At 30.7% G+C, this 24,588-nt stretch carries 25 protein-coding genes and 2 pseudogenes; 19 read left to right on the top strand and 8 right to left on the bottom strand.

Features of this window, described 5'->3' with window-relative positions; all coding sequences use genetic code 11:
• The first annotated feature begins 131 nt into the window (after positions 1-131).
• The 3 genes from ACFVR2_RS09880 to ACFVR2_RS09890 all read left to right on the top strand — a co-directional run bounded on the left by ACFVR2_RS09880 (position 132) and on the right by ACFVR2_RS09890 (position 2,649).
• Positions 132-1,352: an NAD(P)/FAD-dependent oxidoreductase gene (locus tag ACFVR2_RS09880; RefSeq protein WP_387361233.1), complete on the top strand. Its 1,221-nt coding sequence runs from the start codon at positions 132-134 to the stop codon at positions 1,350-1,352.
• A 98-nt stretch (positions 1,353-1,450) separates the two neighbouring features.
• A complete protein-coding gene (locus tag ACFVR2_RS09885) occupies positions 1,451-2,119 on the top strand; it encodes a DUF421 domain-containing protein (protein ID WP_387361235.1) in 669 nt (222 codons plus the stop codon).
• A 23-nt stretch (positions 2,120-2,142) separates the two neighbouring features.
• Positions 2,143-2,649 (top strand): DUF3189 family protein, encoded by a 507-nt coding sequence (locus tag ACFVR2_RS09890; RefSeq protein ID WP_387361237.1) that lies wholly within the window; start codon positions 2,143-2,145, stop codon positions 2,647-2,649.
• A gap of 28 nt (positions 2,650-2,677) precedes the next feature.
• Here ACFVR2_RS09890 and ACFVR2_RS09895 read toward each other — a convergent pair whose 3' ends face one another.
• A complete protein-coding gene (locus ACFVR2_RS09895) occupies positions 2,678-3,157 on the bottom strand; it encodes a spore coat protein (RefSeq protein ID WP_387361239.1) in 480 nt (159 codons plus the stop codon).
• A gap of 239 nt (positions 3,158-3,396) precedes the next feature.
• Between ACFVR2_RS09895 and ACFVR2_RS09900 the strand changes: the two genes are divergently transcribed.
• Positions 3,397-3,798 carry a DinB family protein gene (locus ACFVR2_RS09900; RefSeq protein ID WP_387361241.1) on the top strand — a complete coding sequence of 134 codons (402 nt, stop codon included), beginning with the start codon at positions 3,397-3,399 and terminating at the stop codon, positions 3,796-3,798.
• Between the two features lie 62 nt (positions 3,799-3,860).
• On the opposite strand, the gene ACFVR2_RS09905 is transcribed toward ACFVR2_RS09900, so the two are convergent.
• Both ACFVR2_RS09905 and ACFVR2_RS09910 read right to left on the bottom strand, forming a co-directional pair.
• Positions 3,861-4,208 (bottom strand): DUF3905 domain-containing protein, encoded by a 348-nt coding sequence (locus ACFVR2_RS09905; RefSeq protein ID WP_387361243.1) that lies wholly within the window; start codon positions 4,206-4,208, stop codon positions 3,861-3,863.
• Between the two features lie 93 nt (positions 4,209-4,301).
• Positions 4,302-6,044 carry a B12-binding domain-containing radical SAM protein gene (locus ACFVR2_RS09910; RefSeq protein WP_387361245.1) on the bottom strand — a complete coding sequence of 581 codons (1,743 nt, stop codon included), beginning with the start codon at positions 6,042-6,044 and terminating at the stop codon, positions 4,302-4,304.
• 553 nt (positions 6,045-6,597) lie between these two features.
• Here ACFVR2_RS09910 and mtnB point away from each other — a divergent pair.
• From mtnB to ACFVR2_RS09930, 4 genes are all read left to right on the top strand, one after another.
• On the top strand, positions 6,598-7,233 hold the full coding sequence (gene mtnB, locus ACFVR2_RS09915) for a methylthioribulose 1-phosphate dehydratase (protein ID WP_387361247.1): 636 nt from the start codon (positions 6,598-6,600) through the stop codon (positions 7,231-7,233).
• A 457-nt stretch (positions 7,234-7,690) separates the two neighbouring features.
• Complete coding sequence (locus tag ACFVR2_RS09920) at positions 7,691-7,882, top strand: aspartyl-phosphate phosphatase Spo0E family protein (RefSeq protein WP_056474119.1); 192 nt, start codon at positions 7,691-7,693, stop codon at positions 7,880-7,882.
• A 74-nt stretch (positions 7,883-7,956) separates the two neighbouring features.
• On the top strand, positions 7,957-8,403 hold the full coding sequence (locus tag ACFVR2_RS09925) for a MarR family winged helix-turn-helix transcriptional regulator (protein ID WP_387361249.1): 447 nt from the start codon (positions 7,957-7,959) through the stop codon (positions 8,401-8,403).
• Between the two features lie 223 nt (positions 8,404-8,626).
• The gene (locus tag ACFVR2_RS09930; RefSeq protein ID WP_387361251.1) at positions 8,627-10,321 is read left to right on the top strand and encodes a M3 family oligoendopeptidase; all 1,695 of its coding nucleotides are present in this window, start codon (positions 8,627-8,629) and stop codon (positions 10,319-10,321) included.
• A 263-nt stretch (positions 10,322-10,584) separates the two neighbouring features.
• On the opposite strand, the gene ACFVR2_RS09935 is transcribed toward ACFVR2_RS09930, so the two are convergent.
• Complete coding sequence (locus tag ACFVR2_RS09935) at positions 10,585-12,363, bottom strand: efflux RND transporter permease subunit (RefSeq protein ID WP_387361750.1); 1,779 nt, start codon at positions 12,361-12,363, stop codon at positions 10,585-10,587.
• A 24-nt stretch (positions 12,364-12,387) separates the two neighbouring features.
• Between ACFVR2_RS09935 and ACFVR2_RS09940 the strand changes: the two genes are divergently transcribed.
• Positions 12,388-12,498, top strand: a complete 111-nt coding sequence (locus ACFVR2_RS09940; protein WP_235832784.1) for a DUF6254 family protein — start codon at positions 12,388-12,390, stop codon at positions 12,496-12,498.
• Between the two features lie 212 nt (positions 12,499-12,710).
• On the opposite strand, the gene ACFVR2_RS09945 is transcribed toward ACFVR2_RS09940, so the two are convergent.
• A complete protein-coding gene (locus tag ACFVR2_RS09945; protein WP_056474129.1) occupies positions 12,711-12,896 on the bottom strand; it encodes a YkvS family protein in 186 nt (61 codons plus the stop codon).
• A gap of 174 nt (positions 12,897-13,070) precedes the next feature.
• On the opposite strand from ACFVR2_RS09945, the gene ACFVR2_RS09950 reads away from it, so the two are divergent.
• From ACFVR2_RS09950 to ACFVR2_RS09980, 7 genes and pseudogenes are all read left to right on the top strand, one after another.
• A complete protein-coding gene (locus ACFVR2_RS09950; protein WP_387361254.1) occupies positions 13,071-13,379 on the top strand; it encodes a spore germination protein GerW family protein in 309 nt (102 codons plus the stop codon).
• A gap of 80 nt (positions 13,380-13,459) precedes the next feature.
• Entirely contained in the window at positions 13,460-13,654 is a 195-nt protein-coding gene (locus ACFVR2_RS09955; RefSeq protein WP_387361256.1) for a hypothetical protein, read from the top strand.
• 358 nt (positions 13,655-14,012) lie between these two features.
• Positions 14,013-14,372 carry a class Ib ribonucleoside-diphosphate reductase assembly flavoprotein NrdI gene (gene nrdI / locus ACFVR2_RS09960; protein WP_387361258.1) on the top strand — a complete coding sequence of 120 codons (360 nt, stop codon included), beginning with the start codon at positions 14,013-14,015 and terminating at the stop codon, positions 14,370-14,372.
• Positions 14,359-15,486: pseudogene (locus ACFVR2_RS09965) on the top strand (ribonucleotide reductase N-terminal alpha domain-containing protein); the annotation flags it as partial. The gene nrdI and the pseudogene ACFVR2_RS09965, both read left to right, overlap by 14 nt.
• 468 nt (positions 15,487-15,954) lie before the next feature.
• Positions 15,955-16,911 (top strand): annotated as a pseudogene (locus tag ACFVR2_RS09970) (ribonucleotide reductase large subunit); the annotation flags it as partial.
• Between the two features lie 159 nt (positions 16,912-17,070).
• Positions 17,071-18,039, top strand: a complete 969-nt coding sequence (gene nrdF / locus ACFVR2_RS09975) for a class 1b ribonucleoside-diphosphate reductase subunit beta (RefSeq protein WP_387361260.1) — start codon at positions 17,071-17,073, stop codon at positions 18,037-18,039.
• 18 nt (positions 18,040-18,057) lie between these two features.
• Complete coding sequence (locus ACFVR2_RS09980) at positions 18,058-19,026, top strand: quinone oxidoreductase family protein (RefSeq protein WP_387361262.1); 969 nt, start codon at positions 18,058-18,060, stop codon at positions 19,024-19,026.
• 43 nt (positions 19,027-19,069) lie between these two features.
• Here the strand turns inward: ACFVR2_RS09980 and ACFVR2_RS09985 are convergent, their stop codons facing one another.
• Positions 19,070-20,293 (bottom strand): two-component system sensor histidine kinase NtrB, encoded by a 1,224-nt coding sequence (locus ACFVR2_RS09985; protein WP_387361264.1) that lies wholly within the window; start codon positions 20,291-20,293, stop codon positions 19,070-19,072.
• A 126-nt stretch (positions 20,294-20,419) separates the two neighbouring features.
• Between ACFVR2_RS09985 and ACFVR2_RS09990 the strand changes: the two genes are divergently transcribed.
• Positions 20,420-21,268 carry a DUF72 domain-containing protein gene (locus tag ACFVR2_RS09990; protein ID WP_387361266.1) on the top strand — a complete coding sequence of 283 codons (849 nt, stop codon included), beginning with the start codon at positions 20,420-20,422 and terminating at the stop codon, positions 21,266-21,268.
• On the opposite strand, the gene ACFVR2_RS09995 is transcribed toward ACFVR2_RS09990, so the two are convergent.
• Complete coding sequence (locus tag ACFVR2_RS09995; protein WP_387361268.1) at positions 21,265-21,678, bottom strand: disulfide oxidoreductase; 414 nt, start codon at positions 21,676-21,678, stop codon at positions 21,265-21,267. The genes ACFVR2_RS09990 and ACFVR2_RS09995 overlap by 4 nt on opposite strands.
• A 320-nt stretch (positions 21,679-21,998) precedes the next feature.
• Positions 21,999-22,703: a purine-nucleoside phosphorylase gene (deoD, locus tag ACFVR2_RS10000; RefSeq protein WP_387361270.1), complete on the bottom strand. Its 705-nt coding sequence runs from the start codon at positions 22,701-22,703 to the stop codon at positions 21,999-22,001.
• A 298-nt stretch (positions 22,704-23,001) separates the two neighbouring features.
• Between deoD and ACFVR2_RS10005 the strand changes: the two genes are divergently transcribed.
• Positions 23,002-23,730: a hypothetical protein gene (locus ACFVR2_RS10005; protein ID WP_387361272.1), complete on the top strand. Its 729-nt coding sequence runs from the start codon at positions 23,002-23,004 to the stop codon at positions 23,728-23,730.
• A 10-nt stretch (positions 23,731-23,740) separates the two neighbouring features.
• Positions 23,741-24,562, top strand: coding sequence for an HAD family hydrolase (locus ACFVR2_RS10010; RefSeq protein WP_387361274.1), 822 nt, complete (start codon positions 23,741-23,743; stop codon positions 24,560-24,562).
• Positions 24,563-24,588 lie beyond the last annotated feature (26 nt).

Genomic DNA, 24,588 nt, shown 5'->3' on the forward strand with positions numbered 1-24,588 from the left:
ATTTCTAGAAAACTTTTAAAGAAATAGCATTATATTTTACTTAAAAAATCTCACTTTAAAAAAAGTGGGATTTTTTTTATTCAACTGACAAAAACTACCTTAAATATGATCTGTTGAAAGGAGTTTAGAAAGTGAAAAGTATTAGCGGAGTTTTGTATTGGCCAACGACCTATATTAATACACAACCCGAACTAGAAAATATAACGCCATTAGATGAAGATCTAGATTGTGATTTTGTAATCATTGGGGGTGGTGAATCTGGAAGTTTATGTGCATATTTCTTAAGCCAAACGGGTGCCAAGGTCGTTTTACTAGATAAACGAAAACAAGTTGTACAAGGTAGTACTAGTGCAAATACGGGACTCTTACAGTATTCAAATGACAAAACTTTAAATTCATTTATAAATTCATATGGAAAAGAAAAAGCTGTTCGTCATTATCAATTATGTGTAGAGGCAATTAAAGGTCTTGAAGAAATGTCAAAAACAATCGATATTAATCCGGATTTTAAAAAAAGAAAAAGTTTATACTATGCTAGTGATTTAGATGGAAAAGAAATGATTGATTTGGAATATAAAGTCTTAAAAGAAAATGGTTTTAATGTTGAACGATTTACCAAATCGCAAATTGTAGAAAAATTTAATTTTACGAAAGAAGCTGCACTTTACACAGGTGATGACGCTGAAGTAAATCCATATAAATGCGCTCACGGCTTACTCTTATATGCTCTGAAACGAGGATTGAAGGTGTATTCAGATACAGAAGTAACTCGGATGATCGGTACAGAGCAAGGGGTACAATTATTCACTAATAATAAACATACCATTCGTGCCCAAAAAGTAATTTTTGCTGGAGGCTATGAATCCCAAGAAGTAAAAAGTGAGAAAAATGCTGTTTTAACATCGACATTTGCGATTGCAACTCAACCTCTAATTGAGAAAAACAATGCATGGTATGAGAATTGTTTAATTTGGGAGACAGCTAGGCCCTATTTATATCTTCGGACAACGGTTGATGGGAGAATAATTGTCGGTGGACTTGATGAACCTACAATAATACCTGAAAAACGTGAATCTATGTTATTTCATAAAAAAGAACAGCTTATAAAAAATTTAATAGAGTTATTTCCTAATTATAAAGCTGCTTATGCAGAATATTATTGGACTGGAACATTTGGCGGAACACATACTGGCTTACCGATGATTAGGCAATACAATGAATATCCAAATTGTCTTTTTTTAATGGCCTATGGAGGCAATGGAACGGTTTATAGTTATATATTAGCTAAAATATTAAAAGATCTAGTTACCGTGGGGTCTCATCCAGACGCATATATTTATATGAATAATTAAAAAATTATTAGAATAATGATCAATTACCAATTTTATGTATAAAAAGAGTAAAGTAGTAAGAAAATTTAATAGGTAATAAAAATTTAGGAGTGTATTACATGAGTTATCATGAAATGTTTACTGAGTTGTTTTTAGGATATATAGCTCTTTTTATTGTCGTTAAAATTAATGGGAAAACACAAATTACGCAAATAACCCCATTTGATTTGATTTCGTCACTAGTGTTAGGAAATATACTAGGAGATGGTATATATGATAAAGAAGCAAATCTACCAAAAATTCTTTTTAGTATTTTTGTTTGGGGTGCATTAATTTTTGTTACTGAGGTATTTACACAAAAGTCAATGTGGGCTAGAAAGTTCTTAGAAGGTGATGCTTCAGTTGTTATTAAACACGGAGCAATTCAATGGAAAGAATTGAAAAGAAATCGTTTGGATACTGATCAATTGATGCAATTACTAAGAGCTAAGGATACTTTTGCAGTCAGTGAAGTAGCGTATGCTATTTTAGAAAATGACGGTACGATCAGTGTCTTGAAGAAATCAAATTTCGATACGCCTACTAAACAGGATTTAAAAATTCAAATGGAAAAAGAATTTTTACCAGTCGTAGTAATTAGTGACGGAAAAATAATTGAAAGAGCTCTTAACTCGCTGAAAAAAGACGAAAAGTGGGTACATAAAAAACTTTCTGAGTCAAATTTATCACTTAAACAAGTATGCTTTGCAGAATGGGATTCAAAGCAATTACATTTACATACGTATTAATACAAAATTTGAGGATGAGATAAATGAAATATTATATTTATTACTGTTTTGGAGGTACACATTCTTCACCTTTAGCCGCAGCATATCATTTGAAACAATTACCACTTGATCGCCAACCGACAACTGAAGAAGTAAAAAATACCTACTTATTTAATAAACTAAAACCAAAAGATGGTGGAAAACTATTTTTTCACGGTGAAGACGAAAATGGAGACCAAGTATATACAGTAGCCAAAAGATATACTAAAAATGTGCCGACTGCCATAGAAGGTTTAGGAAAGGTTTTATTAAATGAAGAAGATAAAATCATCTTATCAAGTACATCGCCAACTGTACCAATAGCTATGACTTTAGGTGGATTTACATCAAGATTTTTGCATATCGATTTTATTGGGGTACCGTTACTTGTATTAGGTGCAAAGCAAACATATCTGAATTTGATAAAATTAGTTGAAAATACTCAAAGATATCATCACATAGCTGCTGAGAAAGTTACAGACTTATCTAATAAAAACTTCAACAAAGATTAAAAAATGGACGATCTATAACGTCCATTTTTTAATATGGCATTTTTAAGACATCCATAGCCTTTTTAGCATCGTTTTCGATTAACTTATTAATATTAAATACTGAATATTGACCTTGTTTTGATAAATAGCTAAAAATTTGAACATGCAAATTGTTCACCGATACTAGTTGCTTAATAAATAAATTACTTAAGTCAGGAGTAGCGGTTTCTGTAAGTGCATGTGCATACATTTTTGTTAATACTTTTGTTGCTGATAATAAATCTTCAGCACTCATTTCACTTGCCAATTTATCGCTTGCTGCATCCCTTTCCCCAATCGTAATATTGCTCATAAATTTAAGTAAATCACGTAAGTTATTTTCAAATAATGTAATAGAAGTTTTATATAATTCTTTTAATCCTGAATCTGTTATATTTTTTATATTTGTTTTAAGCTTATATAAATAGTAAGTAGTTGTAGCAACAATTTCATGTAATTCTAAAGTTTCATGCCAAGCCAATGTTCTCATTATTATCCCTCCTCTATTGTACAAGCCTATGCAGTAGGACAGGGTTATATGACGGATAAAATAAGGTAGAGGCCAAGCAGGAAAGGAGGAAAAGGTAGAAAGGTAGAAATTATTGAGGGTTTGATCGAGAACTTAAAAATTCCGATTCAAAAAAATTCTGCCATTCTTTTCCCGTCCAACTTATGTATATTGAAAATGTGATTCATCAGTTTAGTATATGTGTAAAGAGTGTATTAGAAATGATTGATTTAATTAATGAGGAAGATTTAAATTTTCGACCGGTTGATGATAAGAAATCCATCGGGGAGCTAGTGCAGCATCTGTGTGAGCTTATAGGTGCAGATATGGAAATTATGAGCGGTGCTAGTCAAGAAATGATGGCTAATTACTATACCTTGGTTGAATGTAAATCATTAGTTGAAATGAAAAGTTTATTACAAAAAAATTTTCATGAATTAAAGGAATTCTATTTTAGTATGAAAGAAAATGATTTTGTTGATAAAACTACTTCATATTGGGGTCTTCAATATTCTAAATTCGAATGGTTATTAGAGATTTTAGTCCACTTCACACACCACAGAGCGCAATTACATATGCTACTAGTCCAAAAAAAAGGTGATATTAATATCGCACTATTTTAAAGACAAAAATAGGGGATAGAAGAAGTGATAATTTCTTCCGATCCCCTAAAACTTGCACTTAATCAGTCTTTGGTTTCGTGCTGTGGATGCATAAATTGTTTTGCAGGTTGTTCTCGCTTTTTTGATTCTAATAGGTCGGCGTTTTCTGCACTTGCCCAACCAATATCATTTGTTGGATGAATCCATTCGTCGCCCGCCATAACTGATGGATCAACATCGTCAGACCAATTATTTAATGGAGAGTTAGGAGAGCTATACTTACTATCCCCAATAACTACACCTTTTGAATTTACAAAAGGTTCTTCCATTTTAATGTCTGTCCCTTTAAAAGATGGGAAATTTGAAATATGGGGTAAAGTATCATGAAATACTGGTGAATCGATTTCAGTTTTGTCATTTTTTCTCTTCATTACATATCACCTCTACTTACAAATTATTATTTGCTATTTAGTGAATTCAATACAAAAAGGACAATATCCAAAATGAATATTGTCCTCTTGTACTTATACTTCAATTGTAAAAAATGAAGGCGATAATGTTTTAGGTGAGAAATAAACTAGCATCGCATAATTACCAGTTCGATATTCTCCAGTTAATAAGAAATGTTCGATATCAAATGAAAGGGATTCAATCAATGTATGCTTATAGATTTCTTTTTCGTTTAAATTAAGTGAAATAAATTCTGAACCTAAATATTCAGGATTTTCGATAATTCGTTTATAAATTTCCTTCGCAACATCATGGTTTGTTACTTCGTCCCACCATGGTTTACGCGGTTTATATTTATGATTTAAGTAATAATCAATCTTCATAATATCTTTAACGATCGTATCATTTTTAATTTGATATTGAGTTAAAAACTCATTTAGACGCTTAAATAAATCTTCAAGCTGGTGGCCGATTCTTGACCAACCTCTTTCTTCCCAATATGAACCAAATAATTGGAAGAAATCAAATGGACTTTCAAACTCATTTTTAATTAAATATTCAATCGTACTATTTGTTCGATGGTCATTCCAATATTTTTCGAGTACGTCTTCAACTTGCTTAATTTTTACAATATCATCGAATGATAGCACATTATTACTTAATATTTCATACGGAGCATAATCCATATATACGTAATCATGTTCGAGCGCTCTTAAGCGTACTCCAGTGCCTCTTAGCATTTTTAAGAACCCAAGTTGCAGCTCTTCCGGCCTTAAAGCAAAAACGTCATTGAATGTTTGACGAAATGAATTGTAATCTTCTTCAGGTAAACCAGCAATTAAATCTAAATGTTGATCTATTTTTTCGCCATCTCGTACAAGTGTGACAGTTCTGCAAAGCTTTTCAAAGTTTTGTCTTCTCATAACTAGTTCGTTTGTAGCATCATTTGTAGATTGAACTCCTATTTCAAATCGGAATAAGCCTTTAGGTGCATTTTGATTTAAAAATTCGATGACTTCTGGTCGCATAATATCACCAGTAATTTCAAACTGGAATACTGTTCCTTCCACATGTTCGTCAATTAAAAATTGGAACATATCCATTGCATAACTACGACTTATGTTAAAAGTTCTGTCTACGAATTTAAATACCTTCGCTCCGTTTGCCATAAGGTAACGAATATCATCTTTGATAACCTCTCGATTAAAATATCGAACCCCAACTTCAATAGAAGATAGACAAAACTGGCAATTAAATGGACAACCTCGGCTGGTTTCGATATATTGAATTCTTTTACTTAGAAATGGTAAATCTTCTTTAAAGCGATAAGGGGAAGGAATAGTTGTTAAATCTAATTTTTCGGTTTGTGGTTTAATGATATTTTTTACTTCATCTCGATAAGCAATGCCATTTATGGAAGTGAAATCATTCCCATCTTCAATAGCTTTAATTAATTTCTTAACGGTAATTTCACCTTCACCAATCGTAATGATGTCAATTTCCTTTACGCGATCTAACCAATAATTCACATCATAGCTTACTTCTGGTCCACCAACAAAAATAATAACGGAAGGATCAATTTTTTTATACATACGGATCACTTCAATTGTTTGTTCGATATTCCAAATATAGCAGCTAAAGCCAAGAATTTTTGGCTTGCGTTTATATAAGTCTGTGATGATATTAAGACTTGGGTCTTTAATTGTATATTCTGCAAGCTCTATATCATATTCAGGCTGAGCATACGCTTTAATGTATCGAATACCCAAATTAGTATGGATATATTTTGCATTTAATGTTGCTAAAACAATGTTCATTTATATACCTCGTTCTAAATTATTATCGGTTTATTTTATCATAAAATATTGAGATTACTAAATTTTCAAAAGCGAAATAGAAAATGAATGAAGAAAAGAAGCGATCCATGTATCAAATTATTAGACGAAATCAAATTAGGGAGAAGTATTTTGGAGAAGATACGGACTAAAATACCCTAATAAATAAGATGAATCTTGTTCGATTTTATAGTAGATTTTCTTCACATTTTTTATAAAAAAGACATATGATTTACTAAATACAAAAAAGTTTCCTTAGGGAAAGAAAGGAACAACCAAATGAATAGGAAGGTTTTATTTTTCACTTATTTGTGTAATAAAATAGGAGTGCTGTCAAATCAGGATGTAAAAAAAGTATTAAATCATTAATTACTATCAAAAATGGATAAAAGTTGTAGAAAATTGATGATTGTTCATTTACTTAGAACTATTGACAATGAAGACCGACACATGACATAATTTTATTAAATAGTATGAATAGTTTGAATTTTTAACGGTGTCCAAATAGATAGTCTAAATAAGTGGAGGTGTAAATATGAGTTTATTTTTAGAACAATGGAAAAAGCTTGCGAATATTAAATGTGATTTGGCAAAAAGAGATTGGTTTTATGGTACTAGTGGAAACTTGTCAATGAAAATTTCAGACGATCCATTATTATTTCTTGTAACAGCGGATGAGAAGGATAAGAGAGCACGCTGTGATGAAGAATTTATTGTAGTTAATAACCTTGGTGAACCAGTATTTGATACGGTATTAAAGCCATCACTTGAAACATTGGTTCATGCAAATATTTACGAAAAAACATCTGCTACTTGTGTGCTCCATGTACATACTGTAGATAATAATGTTATTTCTGAATTATTTGGTGATGAGGGGCAGGTTGAACTTGAAAATAATGAAATGGTTCATATATTAACGAGTTCTTATTTTGAAAATAAAATAACAGTTCCAATCATTGAGAATGCACAAGACATGGAAACTTTTAATCATGCATACACTCCATTTTTAACAAAGGATTTTGGGGCTGTTCTTGTTAGGAATCACGGGATCACTGTTTGGGGAAGAAGCCCACTAGAAACGAAGAAGTGGCTAGAAGGAATTGAATTTCTAATAAGTTATAAAGTAAAACTAATGATGATTCAAGGTCATAAAATAAAAGCAGGCAACTAAATAGAAGCGAAAAAGCTGAAATAGTAGTGGTAAATAAATTCCATTACATTTCAGCTTTTTTATTTTATAATAAAATTATACTATTATTGGGATCTTTTCTAGTAGCTTATGCTAAATAAAATTTTTTTAGAGTATACTGTATATAAGGGTATTGAACAATACTATTTGTTCATAGCTACAATTTACTAAACTTTAGATAAAGTGCCTATAGAATTTCACTTAAATCAAAATTAATCATTTTAAGCAGGATTTAATAAAAAGTCGTCTAATTTATTAAGTAAGAACGATCGATAAAAGCGCTATTTCATAAAAAAAATAAACCTACTAGGTAATTTTGCTTAGTAGGTTTCATATTGTATCTATTTTAAATAATTTAGATAGAATGAATAATAGAAACTAATTCGATGATGAATGAAAAGGTTTGTTAAAAAACATCCTGTAGAAGGGAATCAGTCTAATGAATGAATATCAACTCAGCCGTTTATTATTATCTATTTCATTAAAAAGGGAAGAAATGGTATTTTTTGCGGAAACTAAAGGGTTAAATGAACATTTGACCTTAAAGGCCAGTCAAGAATTGGACGAGTTAATTATTTCATACCAAAAAAAATTGCTAACTGAATTAAATAAGTCATTTTCATTGAAATAATCTTAAGATTGATTAATAAGTGTAAAATAATATTATAGAATGAACTATGTAAAAGAAATTGAAGGGGTATTATTATGGAAGAGACAAATAGAAAAGATCTAGAGCTTTCTTTAAAGCTATTTATTGTATTATCGCGAGCTCATAGAAAAATAAATGATTCTGCAAATAAATCGATTGCTAGTTTTAATTTAAATCCAACTGAATTTGCAGTGCTTGAGCTTTTGTATCATAAAGGAAACCAACCGCTTCAACATATTGGAGAAAAAATATTAATTGCAAGTGGAAGTATTACTTATGTAGTAGATAAACTTGAGAAAAAGGGTCTAGTATATCGAAATCCTTGTAGTGCAGATCGTCGAGTAATCTATGCAGAAATAACTGAAAGTGGAAATAAACTGATGGAAGAAATATTTCCTGTGCACGAAGAATTTTTACATGAGCAAATGAGTGATCTATCTAATGAAGAAAAAAATTTCCTCATTCACTTATTGAAGAAAATTGGCTACCATGGGTCTAACTAAAAAAGCTCTCATTTGATGGGGCTTTTTTTTATTTTTAAACAATTATCTTTTAAATTATTTTGGATTAACACTTATTTATGCTGTTAAAACTAGTTTCACTGCAATTAAATTTTATGATTCTAAGTAAAAATTTTTTAATTTTCAGAAATTTATTTAGAATTAGGTTTTTTTACAAGAAGATTTTTTATATAATAGCAATATCACAAAAAATGGAGGGATTAACATGGGTTTTCAAGATTACCAGTATTCAAGACCAAATATTAAGAACTTAGGGGAACAATTTAAACGTTCACTACAAAATTTTTATGATGCTTCAACGGTCTATGAACAAGAATTAGCAATGAATGAAATCAATGATTTAAGAAATGAATTTTCAACAATGGAAAATTTATGTGCAGTTCGCCATTCAGTTGATACAAACGATCAGTTTTATGAGGATGAGCAAGCGTTTTTTGATGAGAACACTCCAATTGTTCAATCATATGGGCAACAATATTATAAAGCATTAATCGGTTCACCATTTAGAGAGCAACTTGAAGAAAAATATGGCCATCAATTATTTGCTTTAGCTGAATGTGAAGTGAAAATTTTAAGTGAAGAAGTTATTCCAGATTTACAAGAAGAAAATAAACTAACGACTGAATATGCTAAGTTAGTAGCGGCTGCAAAACTTCCATTTTATGGTGAAGTGAAAACGTTAGCACAAATTTCAGCACATTTCGAGGATAAAGATCGAGAGGTTAGAAAGACAGCTTACGATACATACTTTGGATACTTCTCGGAGAATCAGGATAAATTTGATGAGATTTACGATAAATTAGTAAAAATCCGAACTCGTATTGCAAACAAACTTGGTTTCTCAAACTTTATTGAACTAGGATATGCTCGTATGATGAGGACGGATTACGATGCAAAAGATGTTAAGAAGTTTAGAGAGCAAGTTCTTGAAACAATTGTTCCAATCGCTACCGAATTAAGAGAACGACAAGCTAATCGAATCGGTGTAGAACAACTTTATTACTATGACGATAAATTCGAATTTGTAACTGGTAATGCAACACCTAAAGGTAATCCTGAGTGGATTATTGAGAATGGTAAAAAAATGTATGATGAATTATCGAAAGAAACAAGTGAGTTTTTCAATTTTATGTTAAAGGAAAATTTACTAGATTTAGTTGCTAAGGAAGGAAAACAAGGTGGGGGATACTGTACTTATATTCCAAACTATAAAGCTCCTTTTATTTTCTCGAATTTCAACGGAACATCTGGTGACATTGACGTACTAACACATGAAGCTGGTCATGCATTCCAGGTTTATGAAAGTCGTAAATTTGAAACACCTGAGTATAACTGGCCTACTTTTGAGGCTTGTGAGATTCATTCAATGAGTATGGAATTTTTCACATGGCCTTGGCAAGAAGAATTCTTCAAAGAAGATACACAAAAATATTATTTTACACATTTAAGTAGTGCAATAACTTTTATTAGTTATGGTGTGGCAGTAGATGAATTCCAGCATGAAATCTACGCAAATCCTGAATTAACACCTGAGGAACGCCACGGACTATGGAAGAGAATAGAAGAAAAATATTTACCTCATCGAGCAAATGATGGAAATAGTTATTTAGAGAAAGGTGGTTTATGGCAAAGACAAGGGCACATTTACCAATCACCATTCTATTATATTGACTATACATTAGCTCAAATTTGTGCATTACAATTCTGGAATAAAATGCATGAAGATCGAAATTCAGCGTGGTCCGATTATGTTGGACTTTGCCAACTAGGAGGAAGTAAATCATTTTTAGGCTTAGTTAAAGAGGCTAAACTTGAATCTCCATTTAATGATGGCTGTATTGAGGAAACACTAGAACCTGTTAGAAAATGGCTAGCAGGAGTTAACGATCAAAATTTATAAGGAATTACTCCGACTTTTTAAAAGTCGGAGTTTTTTTATCTAGAAATGATCGAGTTAGAAAGTTAAGTGAACAATATTGATGATAAAATTATCATTTTTTGATGATCAATTAATGATTTGAATTGTTAATACATTCGGAGCAATTTTATTATTCCATCAAACTCTAGATATTGTTTATTTTTAGAGTTATAAATAGTAAGTCTTATTTCAACAGCACGAAAAGAGAAAGGATTATTTCCTTTCTCTTTTACTATTTATCAAATTCAATTATTAACAACTTTAGCCGTTTCTTCAGAATTGGCATGTTTCTTTGTTCTCTTAGTAAAGAACAGTTCATATACAACTGGAATAAATACTAGTGTTAATAATGTTGATGAAGTCAAACCACCAATTACTGTAATAGCTAATCCTTTTGAAATAAGTGTACCGCTAGACGTTGTTAATGCTAAAGGTAGTAAAGCAGCTATTGTAGCAAATGCGGTCATTAATATAGGTCTTAGACGTGTTTTACCTCCCTCAATGATTGCTTGGCGAAGAGGTAATCTTTTTTGTTCTAAATTTTGTCCGATTCGATCCACTAGTACGATTGCATTTGTTGTTACGATCCCAATTAACATTAGTAAACCAATCATTACACTAATTGAGAGCGGTTCGCCAGCTAGGAATAGTGCAACAAATGAACCGATTGGTACAAATACCAATGCAGATAAAATAATAAATGGAATTCGAGCTTTTCCAAAAGTAATTAACATGGTTAAATAAACTAATCCGATTGCAACTCCCATTGCAACACCTAGATCTTTAAATGTTTGAGTAGTATCATCACTACCGCCACCACCTTTTAAAGTTACATCAGATGGCAAGTCTACGTCTTTTTTTACATCATTGATTACTTCATTTGTTACTTTTGCAATGTCTTTTCCTTTTATTTGAGCAGAGACCTTAGCAAATACTTTACCATCTAATTTTTGAATTGCAGAATATGTTTCAAGTGCTTTAACTTGGGCTACATCTGATAATTTAATTGGTCCTAATTTACCAAACAATTTAATATGTTTAAGATCCTCTACGGATTGGAGTTCTTTATTGTAAGTTAACTGCACATTTTGATCTTTTCCATCAATTTTTAATGTTCCCATATTGACTGGGTTTGTTTGGTCTGCAACTAAACCTAAAATCATTCCAGCGGAAAGTCCATTTTCAGAAATTTTTTTCTCATCAACTGAAACAATAACTTGTTTTTGTTTTTCTGCGAAATTATTCGTAACATATTTTAGGTGATCATTCTTTTTCATATAGTCTTCAACTTTTTTTGCACTTTCTTGAAATGCAACTAAGTTATTAGAATATAAATTGATGTCAACGTTATTATTTGATGGTGGACCACCAGAAGAGTTTTCTTGTAATCCTACTTTAGCACCTTGAACTTCAGATGTTGCTACTTTCTCCATTTTACTTTTTGTATATTTAATAAATTGATCAACATCTGCACTTTGCTTTAAATTAATAAAATAGCTAGCTTTATTCTCAGTTTTTAGTCCAGTCATAAAGTCACGGCTACCAACACCAGTAGAAACTTCTTTAACTTGCTTCATATTTAAGAACATCTTTTCCATTTTTAATGAAACTTCATTTGTTTTTTCTAATGATGTGGATGATGGCAGATCTAATGAAGCAATGATTAATCGTGAAGATTCATTTGGAATAAATGTGAAACCAAGTCTACCTACTAAAGAGAAAGAACCTGCAAGTAATACAATAGCTAGTACAATAACAATCCATTTGCGATTTAATGATTTTTCGATCACTTTACCGTACCAAACTTGAATTTTATCTTCTTTTTCTTCAGGTGGTACTTTCTTAAATGCATAGCGACTTAAAATTGGTACGATTGTAATTGAAACTAACAATGAAGCAAGTAAAGAAAAAACAATTGTTAAAGCAAATGGTAGGAATATTTTACTAGTAAATCCACCAACAACACCTAAAAAATAATTAACATAGATTTTCATTTTTTGTGAAATGATAAGATGACAAGAAATTGATTAATTTTAGGAGGTATGAAAATGACAAAATCAAAAAAAGAAAAGGAACGATTTTGGAATGAAAGAAAGTCGAACCATCAGCCACATGATAAAGTAAAATCGTTTAAAGAATTGGACAAAGAAACAAAATAGCCATCTCCTTTACTAAAGTGTGATTAGTACCAAATTTTTTTGTGAATATCACTTATCACATTTTCAATTGTTATCATAAAAAAAAGTCCCGTGATATACACGGGACCTGAGACTGATTTGGTAAAGAATTCTAATAAATTATAATAGAATCGAAATCTATGTAGTTCGAACCTTTTTAAATATGAATATAAGCTGATCATACTATTTTTAAACTATTCAGCTGTTTTTAGTATTTTATAATTTTTATGGTTTACGACTGTTAGCGGTTCCATTTCTAAATCTCTGAAGTTTTCCATTATGGATATGTCAACAATGACAGAATTTTTATTTACTTTTTGTACTCTACCTTTCAATCCCTGTTTAAACTCAATGATATTTCCTGCTTCTGCAATTTTCATGAGCATATCTCCTAACAAAGTTTTGATTTGACACCTTCTATAATGCATGAAAACGGTTTAAAGGTAAAGAGAAAATTTAAATTTTTATACAATTATGTCTTTTTTCATAGAAATTATGTTTAAAAACCTTTTGAAGGGCAAAAATGGTTGTAGCACTTTCAGGAGGTTAGTTTGTTGAAAGAATGGTTTGAAGAGTTTGAAGTAGAAATTTCAAATGAAATTAAAAATTTGGTTAGTAGTAATACGCTTATAGGTGATCCGATTTTATATTTTGAAAAAATTATTTTAGTACCATTTTTTGAAATGATTTTAGCGCTAGGCGAAGCTCATTCATCATACGAGTTTGCGAGTATTGGAACAGGAGTAGAAGTAATTCCTAAAGCATTCTTAGTTTTAAAAGATGGAAAAAGTGAAGTAGTTTTAGTAAATAATAAAAATATGAATTTAGCTGTTACTGAAAAAATTCTTGATGTAACTATTTAGTTTCCATTAAGTACATTCTTTGTTAATGTTAGGTTTGAAGTTTATTTCTTGTGGCAATCAAAATAATAAAGGGTGATTATATGGAACAAAATGAATTTATCAATTTGATTGATCAGCTTGTAAAAGGTGAGATATCAGAAATTAACGTTACAAAAGATGATTTTTTAGCATTTAGACAAATAATCGTTAATCGAGAGGACTTTAAGCACTTTCGTGGGATTGCACAGCATGGAGGCCATGCAATTTATACTTACTTGGAAGAAGCTAGAAGTTAACAATTTTTGTTAAAATCTAAAGACAGAATAATATTATTTTAATCGTGTACTCATTAAAAGTTTGCGAAAAAAAAAAGTTTTTTTTGCTTTTTTTCTTATTTCGCAAGGTGTTAATGAGTACTTTTTTTGTGAAAATGTTATGACCTCATTTGACAAAAAAATCGTTTTACACTTTATTGCACTCTTCTCCATAATTTGTTAAATTTCATATATTGTTTTATTTCGAGACATATTGTCGAAATGTTTATTTTTTAAATTCAGCACCTATATGTTGTGTTTGTTCTAAAAAGGTAATACAATATGTAGGTATATAATATAAGTATTTTCAATATTCTTACATATTAACGAGGGTGATAATATGGTGATAGTTTACAGTTCAATGACTGGCAATGTTAAGCGATTTGTCAATAAAGTTAGAATGCCGTCAATCCAAATAAAAGATGGACTAACAATCGAAGAACCGTATATTCTCATAACTTATACTGCAGGATTTGGTAGCGTACCTGAAAACGTAAGTACTTTTTTGGAGAGTAATTCGAAGTATTTAAAAGCAGTCAGTGCAAGTGGTAATAAAAACTGGGGAGATTCTTTTGCAGCAAGTGCAGATAAAATAGCATCAGACTATCAAGTTCCAGTGTTATCAAAGTTTGAACTGTCAGGGACAAGTCGAGATGTACAATATTTTATTGAGGGAGTGGAAAAGCTTGAGACATATTGAGCTGAATAATGAATTGACGATTAAAAAAGATGGTTTTTTTGATCTCGCAAAAGATAAAGAAGCGCTTCTTTGTTTCTTGAAAGAAGTTGAAGATAAACAGATTCAGTTTTCTTCTTTAAAAGAACGCTTAAACTATATGATTCAAGAAAACTACTATTATAATGTTGAGATGGATTACTCCTTTGATGAAATAGAAAAATTATATGAGTTAGTATACAATGCAGGATTCACTTTTCAATCATATATGGCCGCATCAAAATTCTTTAAAGATTACGCATTAAAAACAAATGATGGAAAGCATTATTTAGAAGGATATGAAGATCGAATTGCGATCGTTGCATTATATTTAGGAAGAGGCAATATTGAAAAAGCATTGAAATTAGCAAAAATGATGATTCAACAAAACTATCAGCCAGCTACTCCAACCTTCTTAAATGCTGGAAGAAGTAGAAGAGGCGAATTGGTGTCATGTTTCTTGCTAGAAATGGACGATAGTTTAAATTCAATCGGATTTCAAATTAATACGGCAATGCAACTGTCAAAAATCGGTGGTGGTGTTGCACTAAATCTATCAAAACTTAGAGCACGTGGAGAGCAAATTAAGGAAATTGATAACGCTGCAAGTGGTGTTGTTCCTGTTATGAAGCTATTAGAAGATTCATTTTCATATGCTAACCAGCTAGGACAACGTAAAGGTGCTGGTGCAACCTATTTAAATATTTTCCACTGGGACGTAGTTGAATTTCTTGATACAAAAAAAATCAATGCCGATGAGAAAAGTAGAATTCAATCACTATCGATCGGATTAATTGTTCCAAATAAATTCTTTGAACTAGCAGAAAAAAATGAACCATTCTATGTATTTGCACCATATACAGTGTATAAAGAATATGGCATTCATTTAGATGATTTTGATATAGATGAAAGATATGAAGAGTTAGTAAATAATGAGCGTGTTAAAAAGAAAAAACTAGACTTAAATGCTCGAGATCTTTTAGTAAAAATTGCTGCGATTCAGTTAGAATCTGGTTATCCATATTTGATGTATAAAAGTAATGCTAATCAGCAGCATGCATTGAAGGATATTGGCGAAATAAAAATGTCTAATTTGTGTTAATTGCTAGCACCTTCTAGAAGAAATTCTAGTCGAAAACTCTGTTAAACGGGAGAAGCCTTATAATAGGTAATCTACCGTGCTAAATCTTATCTTAATTCGTTAATCTAAACTATTTATAGTAAGTGTCTTATAGGTATTAAGTGTTAATTCATTAATCAAAATGTAGCACAATATTTAGGAATGTCTGAAGAAAACAAATCCGGAGACAATAACGCAATAAATTTCCTACCTATAAGAGACTTTCTGAAAGATTAAGATAAGTAAAAGCCTAACGACTATCGAAAGCATAGCTGGATGAAAAACTCCAGTGAAGAAGCGAGTAGAGTACACTCAAAAGCGAGTGGAAAAGCAGAGCACCTTACCAGGTTGAGCTGAAGGTGATGATATAGTCTATCCTGCATGGTGACATGTAGCAGTTCATAAGAGAACGGGTTAGGTTGTAGCGGGCCTGATTGAATATAAGAGACAGAAATTTTTCAACTACAAGAAACATCAGTCATTAATAACTATGGTGAAGAAGATGCGATCAAACGTGATGTGAATTGTAATTTAGGATCATTAAACATTGTAAACGTAATGGAAAATAAAGCGATCAAAGAATCTGTACAAGTTGGAATTGAGGCATTAACTGCAGTAACAGATATGACGGAAATAGAGAATGCACCTACAGTGAAAAAGGCAAATGAAGAACTTCATTCAGTAGGTCTAGGTGCAATGAATTTGCATGGATTTTTAGCGAAAAATGGAATTTCATATGAAAGTGCTGAGGCTAAAGATTTTGCGAATACATTCTTTATGATGGTAAACTTTTATTCTATTGAAAAAAGTATGCTAATTGCTAAAGAAACTGGTAAAACGTTTAAGGATTTTGAAAAGAGTGAATATGCTAAAGGTACTTATTTTGAAAAGTATACTTCAAAATCATTTGAACCTAAAACAGACAAGGTAAATGAATTATTTAATGGAATCTATATCCCGAATGAATTTGACTGGGTTACATTAAGTAAGCAAGTACAAGCGTATGGACTATATAACAGCTATCGTTTAGCAATCGCACCTACTCAATCGATTAGCTACATTCAAAATGCTACTTCATCCGTTATGCCGATTGTAAATGTTATAGAATCTAGAACTTACGCAAATTCAACAACTTATTATCCGATGCCATATTTATCAAAAGATAATTTCTGGTATTATAAATCGGCATATGATATCAACCAATTTAAGCTAATTGACTTAATTGCTGAAATTCAGCAGCATGTCGATCAAGGTATTAGTACAATTTTATATGTAAATAGTGATATCTCAACGCGAGAGCTTGCTAGATACTATATTTATGCTAATAAAAAAGGATTAAAGAGTTTATATTACACACGTACTCGTAAATTGAGTGTAGAAGAATGCATTAGTTGTTCAGTATAAAAAAGTAGTATTGAACTTTAGTATATAAAGAGTTGAATAATCTAAACCTGAATCTAAATAAATTACTTGATGATCTAAAATGAAAAGCTCGAATATAGAATGCTTTATGCATATTGTTCTATATCATCGAGCTTTCTTTATGATTAGGGGGAAATATAAATGAAAGCTGTTAACTGGAATAAAAAAGAGGATGATTTTAGTTTAGTATTTTGGAAGCAAAATCTATCGCAGTTTTGGACTGAAGAAGAAATTGTCGTTTCATCTGATAAAAATACTTGGAATACATTATCAAAAGAGGAGCAATCGGCATTTAAAAAGGTTTTAGGTGGATTAACATTGTTAGATACTAAGCAAGGCGGAGAAGGTATGCCTTTAATCTTAGTTCATCTTAAAAATTTACAAGCTAAAAGTGTACTAGCATTTATGGGTGCGATGGAAGAAGTACATGCGAAAAGCTATTCGCATATTTTTACAACGCTTGCTACAGAAGATGAAATTGAACATTTATTTAAATGGGTGGACGAGCATCCAATTTTAACTAAAAAATCGGAATTAATTTCTTCTTATTATTTAAATTTATTAAAGCGTGATGTTTCGGATGAAGAGTTGTACATGGCAATGGTTGCAAGTGTATTCTTAGAAAGTTACTTATTTTATAGTGGATTTTTCTTCCCGTTATACTTAGCTGGTCAAGGTAAAATGACTGCTAGTGGAGAGATTATTAATCTAATTTTACGTGATGAAAGTATTCATGGTGTATTTGTAGGATTATTAGCGCAACAAATTTATGACCAATTTACTGATGAACAAAAAACTCGACTTTACAATGAAACAATGTCATTATTAGTTCAATTATATGAAATTGAGTTACAATATACAGAAGAAATTTATTCTTCAATTGGTTTAGTAGATGAAGTTAATAAATTTATACGATATAATGCAAACAAAGCGTTAATGAACTTAGGATTTGATACTTATTTTGATGAAGAAGATATTAATCCGATTGTTTTAAATGGTTTAAAAACGGATACTAAAAATCATGATTTCTTCTCTGTTAAAGGTAATGGGTATGTAAAAGCAGTTACAGTGGAAAAATTAACAGATGAGGATTTTGTCTTTGAATTTTAAATGTAAGGAAGTATGTAAATGAAAGCACTAGTTTTTAGAGAATTTGGTCAATCAGACGTATTAAAATACGAAGAAATAGCAACACCTAAAATTTCAAACGATGAAGTATTAGTTGAAATGAAGGCTGTAGGTGTTAATTTTGCAGATATTTATCGTCGTAAAGGAAATTATCATTTAGCAGGTGATCCTCCATATATTTTAGGTTATGAAGGCTCTGGAATAATTACCGAAGTCGGTTCTGATGTAATGGACTATAAAGTAGGAGATCGCGTAGCGTTTGCAGATGTTCCTTTTTCGAATGCAGAGTATGTTGCTGCAAAGGAATCTCATATTGTACCAATACCAGATGAAATTAACTTTGAAATTGCTGCGTCTATTATGCTACAAGGGTTAACTGCACATTATTTAATTAATGATAGTTATAAAATAAAAGCAGGTGATGTTGCACTTGTTCATGCAGTTGCAGGTGGTGTTGGGCAATTATTGACTCAAATGATTCTTTTAAAAGGTGGCGAGGTAATCGGCTTAACTTCATCACAAGAAAAAAGAGAAAAAGCTTTATCAATCGGTGCGAAAGAAGTATTTTTATATACTGATAATTGGGTTTCACAAATAAAAGAGTTTTCAAAAGAAAACAATGGTGTAGATGTTGTTTATGAATCAGTGGGATCTACAATAATGGATAGCTTTGAAGCAACAAAAGTCCATGGTACAGTTGTATTTTATGGTATGGCTGGAGGGGATCCAGTTCATATTGATCCAAGAATGTTAATGGATACCTCAAAAACGCTAACTGGTGGAGACTTGTGGAATGTACTAATTTCGAAAGAAGAGAGATTACGTAGAAGTAATGAGCTATTTAATTGGATTGCAACTAAACAATTAACCGTACAACAACCTACTGTGTTTCCTTTAAAAGATGGTAAGCTTGCACATGATCTATTAGAAAGTAGAAGATCAACTGGTAAAATCATATTATCTGTTTAATAAAAAGACCAAAACTTTTATGTTTTGGTCTTTTTTTATAAAACTATTTAATTGGTAATGTAATTGTAAAAGTAGTACCATTATGACCGCTTATTGCGGATATGGTACCGTTATGATTTTGAATCAGTTTTTTAGTTAGAGATAAACCTAGTCCGGTACCGTCATCTTTCGTTGAAAAGAACGGATCAAATATATATGGTAAATCTGAAGGTGGAATTCCTACTCCATCATCTCTTAATGCAATATAAATAAAGTCTTTTTCAATATAAGTTGCAATGATAATTGTAAGCTGACCTTCTTTTTTTGCATCTAATGCATTATGAAATAAATTTAAAATTACTTGTACAAGTTGGTTTTTATCAAAGAAAATATGTGCTCCCATTAATTCCTCAGATAGGTAATATTCAATTTTAACATTATTTAAAATGGTCTCGCTAAATAATAGCTGTTTGATGTGATTTGATAAAAAATCATTAATATTAATTGGCTCTGGTCTATAGTTCGCATTTTTTGTAATAGATAAAAAGTCTGTAATAATTCCATTTGCTCGATCTAATTCTGGTATCAATAAATCATTAAACAATTGCTTATATTGAGGTGGAGCTTCTTCTTGCAAGAATTGCAAATAACCTCTAACAGTTGTAAGTGGATTACGGACTTCATGTGCTATACCTGCAGCAATTCTACCTGACATTGCTAGCTTTTCAGAATCTCTTGCCTCATTTAAATTATGAAAAACACCAATTACTCTTGAAATTTCTCCATTTAAATCACGGATGATGCGAGTATTGATAATGCCATAGTTAATATTTAAAATTTCCTTATTATAATATTCTTCGCCTGAATAAAGTGTTTGTAATAAGCAAATTTCTTTATCGTCTATTTTTAATAAATCTCTAATATGTCGTCCGATTAATTCGCATTTAGTAATTCTAAAATCAATCGCAACTTGTTGATTGTATAGCGTAATGATACCATCTTTATCTATAAATAATATGTGGTGCGGTAATGCATCGTAGATCGATTGCAAAGTTCTTCTACTATTAGATAAAAAGTTAGAGAATTTAGCATGTAATGGAAGTGTAACATTATTTGTATGATATATAGTTGTATTTCTAGTTAAATGATTCGAATTAGATAATTCACGAGTTTCATTTGAAAATATAGATCCGGAAGTTATTGTGTTTAAAATTGTTTCATACGATTTTACTTTTTCTTCAAGTTCGGTAATTTTATTTTTTAGTTCTTGCACAGTCTCGGTAATCATTTACACTATACTCCAATTTCTACTAAAATAAGATTATACTGTAGTCATTATATCAAACTAATTCGTTTATTTTAATGAAAATTAGAAATAATTAATTAGTAATGAAAGAACTAATGGGAGAGAAGTATGGGAATAAAAATTGGAGTTACTGGGTGGGGCGATCATGATCGTTTATACCCTGATCGGATTCACTCTTCAAAAAAATTGAGACAATATTGTATGCATTTTCCAATTGTTGAAATTGATTCTTCCTATTATAGTATTATGCCACAATCAAACTATCAAAAATGGGTAAATCAAACAACAGCTGACTTTTCATTTATCGTTAAAGCATATGGAGGAATAACGGGCCATTCAAGGCAAAATTATTCTAAAGAGGAACAAATTTTACTGTTGACGCCATTTTTGGAATCAATCCAGCCTTTAATTGAAGCGAATAAGTTAAAAGGGATCTTATTTCAGTTTCCACCATGGTTTAATTGTAAAAAAGAAAATGTTGAATTATTAAGAACTTTGAAAAGTAAACTTAAAGGAATTCCAGCAATTTTAGAATTTCGTAATCAGACATGGTTTTATCCCAGTTTTTATGAGCAAACTTTGAAGTTTATGGAGGATGAAGGATGGATTCATTCAATTTGTGATGAGCCACAAGCAGGTAATGGTAGCATACCAATCGTATTACATCCTACAAATCCAAATTTAACTTTAATCCGTTTCCATGGTCGAAATAGATATGGATGGAATCACAATGGACAAGATAATTGGCGTGAGGTACGTTATTTATACCGATATAATGAAGAAGAATTATACGAATGGGTAGAAAGAATTGAACAGTTATTAAAAAACACAAAAGAAATTTGTATACTGTTTAATAATAATTCTGGTGGAGATGCAGCGGATAATGCTAAACAATTAATGAAGCTGCTAGGTATTGAATTTGGACCATCTTCTACCGAGCAGCTTGAATTATTTTAATTTGATTTTCGTAAAAGAGTTATGCAGCAAATATTAATAAGTAGGAATGCAACAAATGCTAACATTGGAATTGTGATGAATCCAAACCAATTTAAATAATCTCCAGTACAAGGGACCGGACCACACTGCGTTGCTGTTTCCTTAAGTGCAGGAACTTTTTGAATTAAAATATGATAGATGGAAATACACATACCTATTAGTGATAAAGGTAAAACATAAATAATATCTTTGATTTTATTTTTATAAAAAGCGATTCCTATAATAAAAACGATCGGGTACATAAAAATTCGCTGATACCAGCATAATGAACACGGTGTCCAATGATTAATAACTGAAAATGATAAACTACCTAGTGTTGCAATTATACTTACAATCCAGGTGAAAAATAAAATTGATTGCTGTTTCTTCATTCCTAACCATCCTTAATTGATTTTCGATATTGCTATTGTACCTTTGATTGGATGTAAAGTGTTATTAAAACGCTGATTAGTTCATTATTTTTTACAAATTTAAATTTTTAGTTATGAAAAAGCCTGGGATCATTATGATATTATCCCCTTATAGTAAACACGTCTATTTATCAAAACAACATACTGTTACATAAACAAATAGCAACTTAATCAATAAATTATTCTCTTAGTTGGTTTACCAGTTTTCAAAAATGCCTTATTTTCATTTCAACACACTAAAAAACCTGAGATCATTAATCCCAGGTTTTTTTAAAGATCTATTAAGCGATTGCTGCATCTAGAGCAATAACAATCATGTCATTAAAAGTTGTTTGTCTTTCCTGTGCAGATGTTTCTTCACCAGTGAAGATATGATCACTTACAGTTAAAACAGTAAGTGCGTCTACATTGTGTTTCGCTGCGAGTGTATATAATGCAGTAGTTTCCATTTCTACAGCAAGTACACCGTAATCACCTAATTTTTGATACATGTCCATATTATCTCGATAGAAAATATCTGAAGTTAAAATATTACCTACTTTAACATTTAACCCTTTATTCACTGCACCATCATACGCTTTCTTTAATAAATCAAAGTTAGCACATGGAGAATAATCGAAACCAGGGAATGTTTGACGATTCATATTTGAATCTGTACAAGTCGTCATTGCAATAATGACATCACGAATTTTTACATCCTTTTGAAGTCCACCACATGTACCAACGCGGATCAAAGTTTTTACACCATAACTACTAATCAGTTCATTTACATAAATTCCAATTGAAGGTATTCCCATTCCAGTACCTTGAACGGAAATTCTTTGGCCTTTATATGTACCAGTGAAACCAAGCATTCCACGTACTTCATTATAACAAACAACATCCTCTAAAAATGTTTCTGCGATATATTTAGCTCTTAATGGGTCTCCAGGTAATAAAATTTTATCAGCAATTGCACCTTGTTCAGCGCCAATATGTATACTCATTTAATGATCCTCCTTAAAACTGTTGGTAAATAGCCCATCCATTATCAGTATGTTAGTTTCTACATTTAAATAAAAAACATTCTTATTTGTATCGCTACTTAAAGGAAAAAGTAAGATGGACGTAGTACATATTAAATATAGAAATATTCATAGACAAAATTAACCAGTACAGATAATTTATGGCGAATTTTAATTATTGCACAGGTGATAAAATAATGAAAGAGTTTACAATTAGAATATCAGCTTTCTTGAAATAACTAAAAATTATTAATTTTAACTATTTAAGGGAGAATGATCTATGAAATTTCGTTTTATTGCAGCTCTATGTATAGGGATATTAATTATTCTATTAATTAGCAATCGCCTAGTTAATCATAGTATGTTATCAAGTGGTAGCCAGGTTAGCCATATTAAAGTTGAAAAGGTAAAATGGAATCTAACGACTAAAAAAACCTCACAAGAAGTAATCGTATCATCTAGAACTTTGAATGCGTTACAACGTGACAAAATTAGACTATTTATTACGACAGATCAATTAAATTCTTATAAAGTCATTGAACCTGTATATAATGGAGATAATCAATTTACATTCAAGTATTCCTTTAAGAAAGACACTCCATATTATGTTAGTTTATTTTTAAATAATCAAACGCTTGATACAAAGATTTTCCAAAAACAAAAGGACAAAACTGATGAAGTATTTCCGACAGCAATTTTAACGAAAAAGACTGATGATTACAGAGTTTCGCTACTTTATACTTCAATTCTTCCAAAAACTAAGAGTAAAATTACATTTGATTTTGATCAGTTTAAAAAACGTTCCAAATTTACAAATCACCAATTTTATATTATGAATGAAGAAGGTACATATTTTAAACTAATTAGTAATCCTAATAATCATTCAAAAGTAAACTATGAACTTGATTTACCTGAAGCAGGTATGTATAAAATATTTTATGAATTTAAATTAAATGATGATCAAAAATCATTTAATTTTATTTTAGACGTAAAAGACAAAGACAGCTAAGGAGTAGGAAATGCACAATTTATTATTGAATTCAAAAGTATTAGTTTTTGATTTAGATGGTACTTTGTATGATGGTACTGAGCATTACGATTACTATGCAAAATTACTAGCTAATGAAATAAGTTCAGAAAAGCGTGATTCTTTTTTAAGGGATTATAAAAAAATAAAAGATTATGACCACGCATTAACAATTGGAAAAATTTATGACTCTGAAAATGATTTAATCATATCATTAGATCCAATTACATTGAAGCCGATTCAAGTATTCACTTGGGAAGGGCAGCTACTATCTAAAGATGAACTTCCAGAGAATTATATTGAAAAAATTAATTATGAATTACCTTATATTCCAGTAGGAGATGGTTGGTGGATTCCTTTAGTAGCAAGTTATCACTACGGTGCAAAAGATGTATTTCACTGTTATGATAAAACAAAAGAATATATGGCTACGAAAGAGTTTAGTATTCCTTATATAAAAGGTTTAAAAGAGGCTTTAGAGAAAGTTAAGGATTCTAAAAAATTAGTATTGTTAACAAACTCTGATCGCGAAGATGTAACTAGATTACTGAAGTTACTTAATTTAAACGATTTATTTCATCTTGAAATTACTGATGGAAAGAAGCCGTTAGAAACCGAAAACCATTTAAAAAGTATAATGAATAAGTTCAATGTTATGCCAAATGAAATTGTGTCAATCGGTGATAATTTTATTAATGAAATATCTCCGGCTTTAAAATTAGGTATGCACGGAGTGTACATTACAAATCAAACGACTATGCAAGTTAGTGATTCCTTATTAGTTGTAAAAAAACTTGAGGAAGTATTTGAGTAAATTAAAAAAACTGTAAGCGAAAACTG

Origin of the sequence: Gottfriedia sp. NPDC057991 (genome assembly GCF_042886615.1) — a bacterium.
In the GTDB taxonomy this organism is placed as follows: Bacteria; Bacillota; Bacilli; order Bacillales; family Bacillaceae_G; genus Gottfriedia.

Coding starts and splice junctions, on each gene's coding strand:
- ACFVR2_RS09920 (WP_056474119.1), top strand. CDS start 7,691: ATGAATGAATATCAACTCAGCCGTTTATTATTATCTATTTCATTAAAA.
- ACFVR2_RS09895 (WP_387361239.1), bottom strand. CDS start 3,157: ATGAGAACATTGGCTTGGCATGAAACTTTAGAATTACATGAAATTGTT.
- ACFVR2_RS09925 (WP_387361249.1), top strand. CDS start 7,957: ATGGAAGAGACAAATAGAAAAGATCTAGAGCTTTCTTTAAAGCTATTT.
- ACFVR2_RS09885 (WP_387361235.1), top strand. CDS start 1,451: ATGAGTTATCATGAAATGTTTACTGAGTTGTTTTTAGGATATATAGCT.
- ACFVR2_RS09945 (WP_056474129.1), bottom strand. CDS start 12,896: ATGAAAATTGCAGAAGCAGGAAATATCATTGAGTTTAAACAGGGATTG.
- ACFVR2_RS10005 (WP_387361272.1), top strand. CDS start 23,002: ATGAAATTTCGTTTTATTGCAGCTCTATGTATAGGGATATTAATTATT.
- ACFVR2_RS09900 (WP_387361241.1), top strand. CDS start 3,397: ATGATTGATTTAATTAATGAGGAAGATTTAAATTTTCGACCGGTTGAT.
- ACFVR2_RS09995 (WP_387361268.1), bottom strand. CDS start 21,678: ATGAAGAAACAGCAATCAATTTTATTTTTCACCTGGATTGTAAGTATA.
- nrdI (WP_387361258.1), top strand. CDS start 14,013: ATGGTGATAGTTTACAGTTCAATGACTGGCAATGTTAAGCGATTTGTC.
- nrdF (WP_387361260.1), top strand. CDS start 17,071: ATGAAAGCTGTTAACTGGAATAAAAAAGAGGATGATTTTAGTTTAGTA.
- ACFVR2_RS09940 (WP_235832784.1), top strand. CDS start 12,388: ATGACAAAATCAAAAAAAGAAAAGGAACGATTTTGGAATGAAAGAAAG.
- ACFVR2_RS09985 (WP_387361264.1), bottom strand. CDS start 20,293: ATGATTACCGAGACTGTGCAAGAACTAAAAAATAAAATTACCGAACTT.
- ACFVR2_RS09980 (WP_387361262.1), top strand. CDS start 18,058: ATGAAAGCACTAGTTTTTAGAGAATTTGGTCAATCAGACGTATTAAAA.
- ACFVR2_RS09990 (WP_387361266.1), top strand. CDS start 20,420: ATGGGAATAAAAATTGGAGTTACTGGGTGGGGCGATCATGATCGTTTA.
- ACFVR2_RS09930 (WP_387361251.1), top strand. CDS start 8,627: ATGGGTTTTCAAGATTACCAGTATTCAAGACCAAATATTAAGAACTTA.
- deoD (WP_387361270.1), bottom strand. CDS start 22,703: ATGAGTATACATATTGGCGCTGAACAAGGTGCAATTGCTGATAAAATT.
- ACFVR2_RS09955 (WP_387361256.1), top strand. CDS start 13,460: ATGGAACAAAATGAATTTATCAATTTGATTGATCAGCTTGTAAAAGGT.
- ACFVR2_RS10010 (WP_387361274.1), top strand. CDS start 23,741: ATGCACAATTTATTATTGAATTCAAAAGTATTAGTTTTTGATTTAGAT.
- ACFVR2_RS09905 (WP_387361243.1), bottom strand. CDS start 4,208: ATGAAGAGAAAAAATGACAAAACTGAAATCGATTCACCAGTATTTCAT.
- mtnB (WP_387361247.1), top strand. CDS start 6,598: ATGAGTTTATTTTTAGAACAATGGAAAAAGCTTGCGAATATTAAATGT.
- ACFVR2_RS09890 (WP_387361237.1), top strand. CDS start 2,143: ATGAAATATTATATTTATTACTGTTTTGGAGGTACACATTCTTCACCT.
- ACFVR2_RS09910 (WP_387361245.1), bottom strand. CDS start 6,044: ATGAACATTGTTTTAGCAACATTAAATGCAAAATATATCCATACTAAT.